This window comes from candidate division KSB1 bacterium, from assembly GCA_034521575.1.
Lineage (GTDB): Bacteria > Zhuqueibacterota > Zhuqueibacteria > Residuimicrobiales > Krinioviventaceae > JAXHMJ01.
In genome coordinates this window covers 451,515-466,263 of sequence record JAXHMJ010000003.1, presented here as the reverse complement: position 1 = coordinate 466,263, position 14,749 = coordinate 451,515, and the positions used below count along the sequence as shown (strand labels likewise).

The following is a 14,749-nucleotide window of genomic DNA, read 5'->3' as shown; positions in this document are numbered from 1 at the left end:
CCAACTCAATTAAAAATCGTGCAATCATTAATTCTTTTTCATGATTTTAGGACGATAGAGTTTATATTTTTCCATGTTTGTCATCTCTATGCCTGCCAGAATAACAGCACCTAATCCATGAGGTTCATTCATTTTTGCCGGGCGATTGTAATAGTAGGTAATAGACGGGCGAATACCCGTACCTACACAAATTGAATTGACATCATACTCTTCCGTCATGTTTGACAATATACTTTTCCATCCCTGTTCAGCGACATCGGCATAGTCTTTATGAACCCAGCCCTGATTTACGGCTTTGGCGATGCCATAGGTGAACATTGCCGTACATGACAGTTCCAAATAAGAATCCGATTTATCAAGCAATTGGTGCCAGGCGCCTGTTTGACTTTGACATCTTGTAATTCCCTTGATAAAATGCTGTAAATTCATAATCAACTGATTGCGATCCGGGTGATCTTCCGGCAGGATTGACAATAAATCAATATAAGCAAGCAAAAACCATCCATTGGCCCGCCCCCAGCTTGCAGTTCCATTTTCATCAGTATCCGAATAATAACAATGATAGCAGATATTCACATCGGGACGTATAAGGTATTCATAATAGGCAAGAGCCTGCTGGACCGCATCCTCCAGCATTTCTGTATCATTCATAGAGATAGCATATCGTACCATAAAGGGGACACTCATATATAGATCATCAGCCCAAATAGTATACTGTCTCGGCCAGATACGTGCCAGGGTACCATCCTCCAGTCGAAATTCCTCATTTTTGATATAGTCCGCAAAACGGTGGATGGTTTTATGAACGTGAGGATCATGGTTTTGGCGATACATTTCAATCAAAGCGGCGCCCATAGCGCCGCAATCATCCAGACGATCCAGGCGGAAGAATTGTTGAAAGGCTACGCCGTTTGTGTTTCCATTTAGAGCTGCAAATGCTTCAGAGGGTCTACCGTCAACTTTGCCGGTTAAAGCGGCATAATACTGTTTTTGAAAATATTGCAGATTTTTCTCATTCAGAATAAAATCATATGTATTTTTTACATAACCGCTATATTTTTTCTCACCTGTACTTTTCTCCAATGCCAGCATGGCGATATGAATCACACCATTCCAGTATTTCCAGTTATTATATTTACTGACAAGACGAATATCTGGTGATAAAGGCAAACCGTTTATGTTCTCGAATTTTTCGCCGTTCGTAATATCTTTGAATTCAAATGTTGCTGTATCAATAATTTTATCAGCAACCCCTTTGGCAATATCTATAGGGGCTGAATGTTCGGGTATATCACCGGCAGCAAGCGATGATAAAAATATAAAGTAAAAAATTAAATTTAAACGCATGTTTATCTCCAATTAAAAGCCATTAATTGCGATTAATGCTGTAATAAAAGTTTCAAAATTTTTGTCCGTTCACCAACCCTTAAACGACAAAAATACAATCCACTTTTATTATCCCCGGCATACCAACTTGTTTGGTATTGCCCCGCCTCCTGAAAACCATTGAACAGCATCGCAACTTGCCGGCCCACAATATTGAAAATTTGAACTGATACATGTTCCGCGCTTTTTAATGTGTACTTTATGCAGGTTGTCGGATTGAAAGGATTCGGATAGCTGCTCAGTTCATAGTCAAAAGAATTTCTATTTACATCCTGTTCTTGAACTCCAGATGCATTGGACTCAAATTCGGAAAGATCCAGTGTCGTATCGGTTCCGATAGACTGCGAAAGACTGTCTAACCACGCGCGTCGCAAATCTTCCGTCTCTGGAATTTCAACCGGCTGGTTGACAACATCATAGACCGGATACCCCCCCACTTCCTGCTCACTGTCTATAATAGCTCCGGTTGAATCAATGACAGTCTGAACAATGCGTTGATCGACAGGATCCCGGTCTGCAGCCCTTGCACCGGCTGTTCGCAAAACACAAGAAATTGATTCAGACGCCGGTTTTGCCTCCGGTCCTTCAAACCACAACGGGGCATTATTTAATTGATAAATATGAATATTTGCAAGGTTCAGTTCCATATGATTGCCGGAACGATCTTGAAGAAAATTGTCACTAAAATAAACATTCGCGCATACTCTGTCCTCCACTCCGTGTACAAATACTTTTCTCGAACTACTGGGACCGGTCATCCAGGCATTGCCCATGATGACAGCATGGGATTTGCCAACATACGGGGATTTGCCGCGATCGGCCATGCCAATACACTGGGAGCCAGAATTATAAATCAGGTTATTGACAAACACAGTCCGTGTATTGCCTTTCACAAAAGGATTTCTGCGATTATTGTGCGCGTAGAGACAGCCAATAATAGACACATTGGTAATCCCCTCCAGCAAAAGCGTACCTTTGCCATGCTCACCCCCGCTATGCGTGGAATGAGACAAGCTTTCAGCAATTAAACACCCATACAGCGTCACATCATGACTTGATTCGCCGGGTGCTGAATCCGGCGGGCCGGAGATAGATAAATTTTCATCAGTGGACCAGGTCACGGAGCAATGATCAAAAACAACATTATAGGCATTAACGCCATAAGCGGACATACCATCAACTTCCCAGCCGCTGCCTTTGGCTTCACCGGCCTCACCGGGTCTGGAAGCCAAATGCTGAATAACGACATCATGAGTCACCACCGAAAGTCCGCCGCGAATAATAGTCACTCCCGGTGAAGGAGCTGTTTGCCCGGCAATTGTGATATAGGGATTTTTAATTTTAATTGAAGATTTTTCCAGATCTATAACGCCTCCCACCTCAAATACAACCAGCCGTTCTCCGGACGCTTCACAGGCCGCTCTCAATGACCCGGGGCCGTCACTGTTTAAACAAGTTACTTTAATGACTTTTCCATTCAAACCTCCCTGGGTGTTGGTTCCATAGCCTCCGGATAAATAATATGGTTGTCCCAAAAGCATCGAACTGAATAAAATCAACATGAGTAATACTATGGCGACAATTTTTGACATTGCTTTATAGAGTATAAATTTGGACATGATCACACCTTTATTTACTTTTACTAAAAACCCTGGCCATTAATGGTGTTCGGCCAGGGTTTTTATTGTGTATTCGATTATTTATTGTTACATTTTTTCAAGGCCAGTATGTTTAGAGCGATGATATGATATGTTTTGGCGACAAATCAGTATTGCTCCTAACGTGCTGGTTTTTTATTTGACCAACATCATTTTCATGATTTTGGACCGCGCTCCGTCAATTTGCAGCTCATAAAAATAAACACCACTGACGTTATTTCCCGCATTCCAGATCACACTGTGGGCTCCGGCTTGTATCGTTTTGTTCAACAAGGTTTCTACCTGTTGGCCAAGTGTGTTATAAACAGTCACCTTTACACTCGCGGGATTTTTCAAAGAGAATGCTATGGTTGTTGTCGGATTGAACGGGTTGGGATAATTCTGTAAAAGGTTGAAATTAGAAACCTTTGCAGCTGCTGTTTCCACGCCCGTTGCACCTGATTTTTTTGCTGCTAAATCTGCAACAATGGCCTCACGATTGGCTTCATATTCCGCTTTTTTCTCGGGGAACCAGTTCAAATCACCGAGCGGCAAGCCATCGGAAGCGGCCGTCATCAAGTCCGGATTACTGTAGCTCAGATCAAACGGTAACGGCCATTGATTCATATAAGGACCGTTTTCATCCCACATGACAAGATAATCCGAGAGCCAGTTCGCAGCAGGGATAACCGGCGGAATGGCAAAATAACCTTCGAGGAATCCAATCAAAGAATCTGAATTCGAGTCAAACAAAGAAAACTGCGGGTCTTTACCTTCAATAATTTCTCCGATCGTCCAGTTATCATCCAGCGCAACATAGTCATACGCGGAAGGAGGTAAAATCCCTGCCAGCTGTACTGTATCCTGGTTATTGTACCAGTTCTCCAGGGCTGTTTCACGATAGAATGCATTATCACCGAAATACAGTGAAACACTGTCCATATTAACGGCTTCATTATTATCGGCCAGATACATGACCAGCAGATCGAGTGGTTCTTCGGTCAATTTTGCATCACCATATCCAACCCAACTCCAATTATAGTACAAATTATTGGCGGCAATGAGTTCCTTCTGTCTCAAACCCAGCTCATGCATCATGGTATTGACACAGGTATTATGTGCGTAATAGGTCTCTGTCTCAAACTGCGGATCCCGCACGCGTATGGGGGCACCCATATTAACAAAGGTATTGTTCTCACAAATAAAACTCGCAGTCGAAGGTTTGACTACAAAACCAACACCACGCTCCGCTGTATTGGAGCCATCCCAATGGTTCATAAAAACACAGTTGCGAACGATGTGTTCGCCATTTTCTGCCAACCATCGGTTCTGGAAACGGTTCTGTGAAACAATCAGATTATCCAATATAACACGCTTTCCGCTGGTATTGTCCATAAAACGTCCGGTTGTAACGCCCGCATCGGACAATCCGGCGTAAATGGAATTTTTCAGAATGAATTCGCCGTCTGTATAGAGTCTGAAAAATTGTTTAGCCTGACCATTATCATTTGCTTTCATTAGCAAAACAGGTGGATGACCATTTTCTGTATCATGAACAATAGGACCGTTGTAGGGACCGACAATTTCACACTTGAAGCCTTCTACATCCAGTCGCCCGTCAAATAAATAAAATTTATTTCTCTCTACCTTGTACACACGATCCGGATTTAAACGTTCGCCGGTCTCTGTGGTATCTCCAAGAATTTGACCGTTCACAAACTGGTTGGGGTCAAGCACAAGTGTATCCTGATCAGCGCCTTGAGCCATTAGCAAGCTAGCAACCAGAGAACATGCCATGACAACCATACAAAAGAATTTCCGCATTTAACTTTCCTCCATTCGTTGGATTTAATGTATGAAATGAATTACAAATACAATTACTTTTTTCCACTCACCTCCTTTCACATTGCAAAAACAAAAGATTAAAATCTGTATCGAAAACCAAGATCAAAGGTTCGGCCATAATATTCTCGGGCCTTGAGCTTTCCAAGAATACTGAGTGATTGCTGATCGATGCTATTAGATAAATTGTTTGCGTTAAAATATAGCTGAAATCCAGGCCACGGTAATTTTTGCTGAACTGTCAAATCCCAGCGATAATAGTCATCTGTGTAGGGATCCAATTCCGGGCGAATGCCGATTGCCACGTTTCCCATTCGGCTGGAACTGCCTCGTATATTACCGGCGGTTTCTCCGGATCCGCCTTTACCCAGCATTTGTCCCTGAAAGAGAAAGGAAAGTCGAGCAGATAATCCGCCCAAATCATACCCCACTGTCAGATTCAGCACATCATTGGGTTGATGTGGCATGCGGCCGGTTCTGGACGAGTCTACAAACACGCCGCGGGCAAAAATATTGTCTGGATCTTTGTAAAACACATCATAAGGATAGATAGTCTCACTGAAAAGTCTTGTGTAATTCACATTCAGCACCATCCCTTTAAATATCGATGGGAGATACCAGAAATTGGTTTGCCAATCCAGCTCAAAACCGCGTACAATGGTTGGTTTCTCGTTTACATTGATCCAGGTATCAATCACGGTCATGATTCCGCCCAATTCGTATTGATTATCGATATCATCGTTATCTGATGAATGAAAACGCAATGGAGTGATAATATTATCTATTTCTTTATAAAATCCACCTGCCGTAAAAAGTCCAATGGCATTATTATAAACGGAAACATACAAATCCAGATTATTGGAGATAGAAGGTTTTATATTAATATTTCCAATTTGCAGAGACGGTTGCGCGGAAACGCCGGCATAATAACTATAGGGAGAATAAGCTCTGTAATCAGGGCGAATCAGGGAGCGTGTACTTGCCAGGCGAATATCAAACCATTCTGCAGGTTTGACTCTTAAATGTATTTGAGGAAACCATTGATCACTTTTGCGGGTAGAAGTGACCGGCTCGGAAAAATAATTCCAGACACGCCAACCGGTCTGAATTCCTTTATACGCCAGATAGTCAGTTTCAAAAGATTCATATCGAACACCCGGTTGAAACGTAATTCGCCTGCCAAGATTTAATGCCGTGCTTATATAAAATGCCGTCAAGGTCTCGGTCATGTCATATCTGCGTGCAGTTGATGCCAGCCCATCAATCACATAAACATCCTCATCTTTCGCGAGCTGATCCAAATGATTCAACTTTCCGAAAGAGCCGGTCCAGAAAAGAGAATTCACAGATTCATTACCACTGAGAAAATTACCTTCATCATAACCGGGATTTTCAAATAAACCGGCACGCAGGTTTTGTTCATAATCTTTTGCTTCAACACCCAATTCAGGCCATAGTTCAGGCAGCATTCGTGTAAACTCTTTTCCATTCGACCCTGTCTCAAAGGCCACAACATCATGCGTCTCATCATTATCGCGCTCGGTGTTCCCGTACTTGAAACCGAGCCGAAGCTTTCCCGTCACATTTTTGCTGAATTGATACGGAATGGCCAAATTACCTTGCGCCATGCGTTCCGATTCGACAACATCACGTTTCATATTAAACAGTTCACTAACCGCCAACACATTATTATTGACCGTGACGGAATTTAAATACCTGTTCGGCGTGGCTTTGAACGCATCTTCAATGGATAATGCACTAAATATACTGGGTTCATCGGGTGAACCTATATTAAGCTGCAGATCACCGGGTCGATTCTGTCTAGAGATTGATTGATGCAGAGAAAAATCCAGCTTTATTTGACCGATACGATAATTACCTTGAAGCGCCTGACTCATGACAGTATTTTTAATATTACGTTCAATCATATAACCTGTAAGCCGCTCCATATCGACAGGCAAAGAATTCGACATATCCATTTGATGTTCAGAAAGCTGACTCGCAAATCCATGATACAAGAGTTCTCCGGCCGGTAAACGATAGTCAAGAATCAAACCGGCCCCATGCCGTTTTCTTTTCGTGGCCACATCTCTGAGTTTGACACTGCTTAAATCGATGTTTGACAACCCTTTTTCATCCTTATCAGATTCTTCATTAACGCCGTAACCCGCTCTTAACATATCGGAACTTCTGTCTATACGTTCTACATTGGCAGTCAAAACAACACCAAGCTTGTCATCGAAAAATCGATTGCTCAAGGAAGCGTTAGTCTTGTAATTATCATAATTATTCTGAATAGACCCATAGCCCCCCTGCATCGTGATATTCCCATGCCAGCCGGGCTCTGCTCCTGTGAGTCTCAGATTCACCGTTCCGCCAACAGCATCAGCGTCCATATTTGCCGTCAATGCTTTTGTGACCTCAATTCCTGACAGCATATTGGAAGAAATCATATTTAAATCTACACTGCGATCATCCCGATCTGTAGAGCGCAATCGAACACCATTAACCATCATCACGTTATATCTTGGAGACATTCCGCGGATTGACACTTTTTGACCCTCACCACCGCTTCGAACGATCGATATACCGGGCAACCGCCCAATGGATTCAGCGGCATTGGCATCCGGAATCTCTTGAATACGGTCTGCCGCGACAACATTTTTTATAGTCCTGGAGGCTAACTGCTGGTTGATGGCTGCTAATTGTCCTTCGGCCTGGGCTGTAATGGTAATTTCTTCGCCCTTTACAGTGGCCCTTTCCATTTCAGCATCATATTGAACTGTCTTATCATGATTCACAAAAATGGTGTTTTTGCCATCATTGTACCCAATGTATTTTACAACGAGTGTGTAATTTCCCTCTGGCACGTTTGAAATTAAATATTCACCTTTTAAATCCGTGGCTGCCCCTATACTGGTACCCTCAAGAATGACATTTGCGCCAGGTAACGGTGAATCTGTGGCTTTTTCAATAACTTTGCCTCTTATTGTGCCGGTTTTTTTCTTCTCCCTGGCGGCACTGCTTTTACTTCCGCCGGGACTTCCCGCTTCAATAACAAGTTGCCCACCATCTGAAATGAATAATCTGGTATTCGTCATGGACAAGGCAGCAAACAGTGCCTCAACAGCATAGACCTCTTCCATGTGAAGCGTGATGGGTTGATCGAGCGGAATCTCGGCTCGATTGTAATTTAAATTCAAACCAGCCATTGTTGAAAAATCTGACAACACTTCTTCAAGTGGGGTTTTGTTTGCATGAAAAGTAATTTTATTTAAAAAATTATGTGGTATGTTTTTACCATAGAGATCATTTAACATCGCATAAGACACTTTTTCTTTCTTTTCTGCAAAAACCTGCATGGCCAGAATGACTATGAATAGAAAAAGCATATTCCGTTTTAACATCATGTTCACACTCTCCGATGTTGAGCTTGTTATTTCTCAATAAAGCGAATTTGATTTCCTTCTCGTTCAATACAACTGCCCGTAAGTCTACCCATTATTTGCAATACATCTTCCACATTGGTATTCAAAATATGCACTGTCACCTTTTGTTGCAAAATGCTGGAATCAGAAATAACAAAATTATACTCATACCAGCGCTGCAACTGTTCAAAAACCTGACCTATAGAAGCTGATTCAAATCGAATTTCGTTCTGCATCCAACCCAGATGATGGCTTATATCCGTACTCATGGGCTCTATCGGTGGATTTTGATCCTCAAGAATACTGATTTGGTTCTTTTCAATATAGACCATCTTGGCATCCGTAGAATCGGCTCGTTGCAGAGAAACCAGACCCTCTTTAACAGCGACCTCTACCTTGTGACTTGGTTCCCAGGCCCGAATATTAAATTTTGTTCCTAAAACCTGAACGCGCGCTTTATTAGCATGCACAATAAACGGTTTGCGAGGATTTCTTGTCACCTCAAAAAAAGCTTCACCTTTCAGATAAACCACGCGTTTGTTCGAGAATGTGGACGGATAACGAAGATAACTGCCAGAGTCTAATATAATTCTCGTTCCGTCACTCAACTGCAATGTATGCCGCTGCCCATGTGGCACTCTTATTTCCGAATACTGAACGGTCTGTTCTGTTGTTTCTACATTATTATAAACAAAAATTGACAGCGGCAGTAAAAGCAGCACGATAATAGCAAATGCATATGCAAAAGAATAACGTGAAATGCGCCGACGCTTTGCATATTGAGAAACCGCACGCCTGGTAGGATTCTTTTCATAACGCAGTCGTTTTTGAAAATCCTGCCACATCTCCTCAGCAGGTTTTGGTTCGACCAGATTAACATCATAATCCCATATCGATTTCATCTGGGATAATTCTTTAAAAAATTCAGTATCGGACTCAACTTTACGGGCAAATTTGCTGAATCGTTTACTTTTTTTACCACTTAAATAACGAGCAATGAATTGAAGCCGTTTCTTTTCCCTCACCTTTTATTCCTTAAAGTAAGTGAATTGACTATTTGTGATCTAGATCTACATATATACAATGCCTAAGACTGGTTTTACCCCTACAGGTTTTTTACTGTTTGTGAAAAATTGTTAATATTTTATAAAAAAGTGCTAAAATAGCAATGTGAGGAAAGAGGAGAGCCGTTTTCTCAAGAACACAAAAGCCCGGCCGATTTGCGTTTCGACTGTTTTTACCGAGATGCCGAGCGTTTTAGCAATCTCTTTATGAGAAAGGTGATCAAAGCGGCTCATAGAAAATATAATCCTGCATTTTTCCGGCAACTCTAAAACAGCCGTTTTATATGCATCATCAATCTCTTTGCTGATAAAATCCGATTCCGGTGAATCCGATATGCTTTCCCCTTTAGTCGGCTGATATTTTTGCCTCACTTGTTTTTTTCTTAAAATCATCAAACAAGCATTCTTTGTCAGTTTATATAGGTAGGCTTTTTCATGCTCAACACTTTTCAAAGTAGGTTTTTTATCCCAGACTTTAAGGAAAACTTCCTGAACAACATCCTGAGCGGTGTCTAAATCGCGAACATAGTAAAAAGAAAATTTTACAAGATCTTGAATATGCTGTTTATAGAGTCGCTCAAAATTCTTCATAGCCTTGAATAATATCCTTTACCAGACTCATGTCAGATGAACCATATATTTCAATTTATAATATCGTTTTTCTGACTATAAATAGCAATATTATTATTTTCAAAATTTATTTAATATACTATGAATATACCTATTATTGAAATGGGATTAATAGCCTATTAAGAGGATTCTGATTGACAAAGCACTTAACCGGCGCAATGATCAGCAGCCTGGCAAACTCTGACGGTTGACGAGTGAATACAATGCTCAAATCGGTATTTTTCATCTTATCCTATAACAGCATCAGCATATGTTCCTTTGTAAACAGTTGCAAATCCGCGCTGCTCTGCAAAAAAGATTCAACATCAGAGACGATGGTTTTTTAGTTGCGTTGTTGAATTGTTTGACGCAGTATGTTTTGCCAATTCTGCCTAAAAATTTTCGGACCTGTGTAATGGGTTTGCTGTAACGCGGAATTCAAATACTGAAAATTTGGATTCAAACCCCGCCAGCGTGATAACAGAAACATGACATCATAAACATCACGGCCTTGGGTCTAAGTACGTCAAGTCAGAATGACAATGGCTGCAAAAGCCTCAATCGGGTTTGACCGACAGGAGCATTGATTTTTTTTCAGGTCTGTTTACAACAAGAACAAAAGACGTGTTCAATATCCCCCAGATGAATCCGAAACAACGGAATTCCTGCCGCGGCGGCCGCCGCGGCAGTTGATTGGATTTATTCTTCTTCTGTTTCACCTTTTTTCAATTTCAAAAACGGTCTCAGCAGATCGATAGGCACCGGGAAAATGGTGGTGGAATTGTTTTCCGCGGCGATTTCATTCAGGGTCTGCAAATAACGCAGCTGCAGAGCCTGGGGATTGACCGCCATGTTTTGCGCGGCTTTGGCCAAAGTTTTGGATGCCTGCAGTTCACCTTCGGCATGGATGACCTTGGCGCGGCGATTACGCTCAGCTTCCGCCTGACGCGCCATAGCGCGCTGCATTTCAGTGGGCAAATCCACGTGCTTGACCTCGACCAGCGACACCTTGATACCCCAGGGATCTGTCTGGGAATCAATAATCTGCTGCAGCTCCTGATTAATACGGTCGCGTTCCGCCAGCAGATCGTCCAGATCGGACTGGCCCAGAATGCTGCGCAAGGTGGTTTGCGACAGCTGCGAGGTGGCAAACAGGTATTCTTCCACTTCGACGATCGCTTTGGCCGGGTCCAGAACGCGGAAATACAACACGGCATTGACCTTGACGGATACGTTATCCCGGGTGATGATATCCTGGGGCGGCACATCCATGGCAATGGTTCGCAGAGACACTTTAACCATACGATCGATGATCGGGATGAGCAAAATGATACCGGGTCCCTTTGTTTCGATCAGTCGGCCCAGTCGAAATACAACACCACGCTCATATTCGCGCAGCACCCGGATGGCACTGGCGAGTATAATGACAGCAAGAACGACAACAACAGTTAATACAGGTGACATGACTTCCTCCTCACGATTTATAATCGGAATCTTGTTTGACAACTTTTAATTGCAGTCCATCCACTCGCAGCACGCGAACCGATTCGCCCTTTTTTATCGGCTCATCGCTCACCGCGCTCCAGTATTCGCCGTGCAACCGGACATCGCCGCGCGGATCAATATCCGTCACCGCGGTTCCAGTGGTATTCACTAGGCCCTCGCTCCCGGTCTTGGGCCGGGTAAGACGGACTTTCATCGCCATGCCGAGAGCAAAAATAAAAAACGCACCCGTGCATATGGCCACGGTCAGTGCGATGCGCCAGTCCACCTGAAACGGAAAACCCGGCGCTTCTTCGAACAGCATAATGCCGCCTAAAAACATAGAGACAATGCCGCCGATGGTTAATATACCGAAACTCGTCACTTTGACCTCCAGAACAAATAGAACAATTGAAAACAGAATCAAAAGAATTCCGGCGGCCTGCACCGGCAGGGTCTGCAATGCCATAAACGCCAGAATCAGGAAAATTCCGCCGATCACGCCGGGCAGAATAGCGCCCGGATTCGACAGCTCGAAAATAATGCCGTAAATGCCCAGTGTGAGCAGAATATAGGCGATCGTCGGATTGGATATCTTGTACAAAATCGACCGCATCCAGCCCATTTCACGGCTGATCACCCGCGAATCAGCCGTTGACAAGATCACTGTCTCTTCCGGAAGCTGTACCTCGCGGCCGTCCAGCAAAACAAGAAGCGAGTCCTGGTTGGGCGCAATCAAATCCACCACATTCAGTTCAACGGCTTCTTTTTCATTAATCGACACACTTTTGCGCACCGCCTGTTCAATCCAGTCGGCATTGCGCTCTGTTTTCTCGGCAATACCGCGCGCCCAGGACGCGGCATAATTTTCCACTTTTTCCTTCATCACCCCGGAGGTGTCCTGCTGCTGTCCGCCGCCTACCGGATGCGCTGCGCCGATATTGGTGCCTTCGTCCATGGCGGCCACATGGCTGGCCATGGTGATAAACACCCCGGCGGATACCGCTCCGGCGCCGCTGGGTGATACATAGGTTATCACCGGCACATTGGCCTGCAGGATGCCCTTGACAATGTCCTGAGTCGACTGCAACAGTCCTCCCGGCGTATCCATCTGAATCAAAAGCGCCTGATAGTTTTCCTGTTCAGCGCGTTCAATATGATCCAGAATATGCGCCGCGGATATGGGATTGATATCGCCTTCGATGGTGATTTTCAGAATATCATCAGACGCAAAAACCGAGGACACGGTAAAAATGAGTACAGTCAACAGACTGTAAATTGGCCGTTTCATATATAGATTCCCATGTTCATAATCAATCACACCGAATAGTTAACATCCGGCTGTACCAATATTTTAAAAATAAACCTGAAAAACAAGGGTTTTATTTCCCAATTTGAAAAATTGATTTGAACCTTTGGGCAAGTCGCCCGTATAATGAACCGAGGTTACAAAATCAGGTGGAACCTGTTAGTGAGCATACAAACTTTTACTTGACATTGTACCTTCTTTTTCCCAAATTAATGATGCCTGTAGGTGAAGTGCTAATAAAAAGAACCAACACTTTTTATATTGGGAGCTTACCTCTGGATGTGTATTACAAGCCTCCTTCGAGTGGACGTAAAAAGCATTCAGGCGGCGCCCACATTGTCAGCTAGGGTTCTTTCTTGAATCTAAAGTAGCCTGCAGGCCTTTTTTATAACCCCACCTGCCTGTCCAAAGACCTGTATTGAATCGCTTCACTGATATGCTGCGACTCGATATGTTCCGAACCCTCCAGATCTGCAATCGTACGCGACACTTTTAAGATGCGGTCATAGGCGCGCGCCGACAAGCCGAGACGGTTAATGGCGGTTTTCATCAATTGATTGCCCTGTTCGTCGATGCGGCAGTACGAGCGTATCTCTTTGGAATCCATACGCGCGTTGCAGAACAAATGTTTTTGTTGTTGAAACCGTTTCAACTGGATATGCCGCGCCCGGCACACCCGATCGCGAATCCGTTCCGAGCTTTCTCCCTTTTCCGTACTGCTCAATTCCTTGTATTTGACAGCCGGCACTTCGATATGGATATCGATGCGGTCTAACAGCGGACCGGAGATACGCGAAGATATAGCGCTGGATTCTGCGGCGGTGAACAGCTGCACTCGCGTTTGGGATCGGTGTAATAGCCGCACGGACAGGGATTCATAGCCGCCGCCAGCATAAATTCGGCCGGATAGGTCAGAGACAGCATGGCGCGGGAAATGGTCACCAGCCCGTCCTCAAGGGGCTGGCGCATGACTTCGAGCACATTTTTTTTGAATTCCGGCAGTTCATCCAGAAACAGCACGCCATGATGCGCCAGACTGACTTCGCCGGGCCGCGGAATGGTGCCGCCGCCAATAAGTCCGGCATCGCTGATGGTGTGATGCGGCGCCCGATAGGGCCGGGTGGCGATAAGCGCCTCGCTATTCGGCAGCACACCGGCCACCGAGTGTATTTTTGTGGTTTCGATGGCCTCGCTCAGGGTCATATCCGGTAAAATCGTGGGCAGACGTTTGGCCAGCATGGTTTTTCCGGAGCCAGGCGGTCCCACCATCACGATATTATGTCCGCCGGCTGCCGCAACTTCCAGCGCCCGCTTGACATGTTCCTGCCCCTTGACATCACAGAAATTTAGATGATAACTGCGCCGATGCGAAAACATGGCGTTCATATCCACCTGGTACGGCTCAATATCCTTGTCCCGATTGAGAAATTCCACCGCATCGGTGAGAGAATCCACGGCAATCACATCCAGATCACGGGCCATGGCCGCTTCCTTGGCGTTTTCCCGCGGCAGAATAATGCCTTTGTAACCGCTGCGCACCACTTCTGCAGCTATGGGCAACACCCCTTTGATCGGGCGGCAGCCGCCGTCCAGAGACAGTTCACCGAGTATGATGTATTCCTTGAGTTTTTCACTTTCCACCTGGTCATAGGCAGCCAGTATACCGATCGCAATGGGCAGGTCAAAGGCAGCCCCCTCTTTTTTGATATCCGCCGGGGCCAGATTGATGACAATGATCTTGACCGGAAACGACAGACCGGAATTCTTGATCGCCGCCCGCACCCGGTCTTTGGATTCTCGCACCGCCCCTTCCGGCAGTCCCACTGTAAAAAATTTGGGCGCGCCGCGCTCAAGATTGGCCTCAACTTTGACAACATAAGCATCAATTCCCAGAACCGCTCCGCTCAATACAGTAGAAATCATAACCCCCTCAAGAGTTGATGAACATGATTGTTTTAACTAATGATTTGTTTCCCGCACCCGCCTCATGCA

The 14,749-nt window shown here is 44.5% G+C and carries 8 protein-coding genes, 1 other RNA gene and 1 pseudogene; 1 reads left to right on the top strand and 9 read right to left on the bottom strand.

Annotated features, from left to right (window positions below):
• Positions 1 to 27: 27 nt before the first annotated feature.
• The 8 genes from U5R06_10550 to U5R06_10515 all read right to left on the bottom strand — a co-directional run bounded on the left by U5R06_10550 (position 28) and on the right by U5R06_10515 (position 12,739).
• Positions 28 to 1,347, bottom strand: coding sequence for a glycoside hydrolase family 88 protein (locus U5R06_10550; protein ID MDZ7723219.1), 1,320 nt, complete (start codon positions 1,345 to 1,347; stop codon positions 28 to 30).
• Positions 1,348 to 1,379: 32 nt separating this feature from the next.
• On the bottom strand, positions 1,380 to 3,005 hold the full coding sequence (locus U5R06_10545; protein MDZ7723218.1) for a T9SS type A sorting domain-containing protein: 1,626 nt from the start codon (positions 3,003 to 3,005) through the stop codon (positions 1,380 to 1,382).
• Between the two features lie 174 nt (positions 3,006 to 3,179).
• Positions 3,180 to 4,847 (bottom strand): T9SS type A sorting domain-containing protein, encoded by a 1,668-nt coding sequence (locus tag U5R06_10540; GenBank protein ID MDZ7723217.1) that lies wholly within the window; start codon positions 4,845 to 4,847, stop codon positions 3,180 to 3,182.
• 98 nt (positions 4,848 to 4,945) lie between these two features.
• Positions 4,946 to 8,275, bottom strand: coding sequence for a TonB-dependent receptor (locus U5R06_10535; GenBank protein MDZ7723216.1), 3,330 nt, complete (start codon positions 8,273 to 8,275; stop codon positions 4,946 to 4,948).
• A gap of 26 nt (positions 8,276 to 8,301) precedes the next feature.
• Complete coding sequence (locus U5R06_10530; protein MDZ7723215.1) at positions 8,302 to 9,318, bottom strand: FecR domain-containing protein; 1,017 nt, start codon at positions 9,316 to 9,318, stop codon at positions 8,302 to 8,304.
• 132 nt (positions 9,319 to 9,450) lie between these two features.
• Positions 9,451 to 9,948, bottom strand: a complete 498-nt coding sequence (locus U5R06_10525) for an RNA polymerase sigma-70 factor (GenBank protein MDZ7723214.1) — start codon at positions 9,946 to 9,948, stop codon at positions 9,451 to 9,453.
• Between the two features lie 717 nt (positions 9,949 to 10,665).
• Positions 10,666 to 11,430 (bottom strand): slipin family protein, encoded by a 765-nt coding sequence (locus U5R06_10520; protein ID MDZ7723213.1) that lies wholly within the window; start codon positions 11,428 to 11,430, stop codon positions 10,666 to 10,668.
• Positions 11,431 to 11,440: 10 nt separating this feature from the next.
• The gene (locus U5R06_10515; GenBank protein ID MDZ7723212.1) at positions 11,441 to 12,739 is read right to left on the bottom strand and encodes a nodulation protein NfeD; all 1,299 of its coding nucleotides are present in this window, start codon (positions 12,737 to 12,739) and stop codon (positions 11,441 to 11,443) included.
• 231 nt (positions 12,740 to 12,970) lie between these two features.
• On the opposite strand from U5R06_10515, the gene ssrS reads away from it, so the two are divergent.
• Positions 12,971 to 13,142: non-coding RNA, 6S RNA (ssrS, locus tag U5R06_10510), on the top strand.
• Here ssrS and U5R06_10505 read toward each other — a convergent pair.
• Positions 13,143 to 14,680 (bottom strand): annotated as a pseudogene (locus U5R06_10505) (YifB family Mg chelatase-like AAA ATPase).
• Positions 14,681 to 14,749 lie beyond the last annotated feature (69 nt).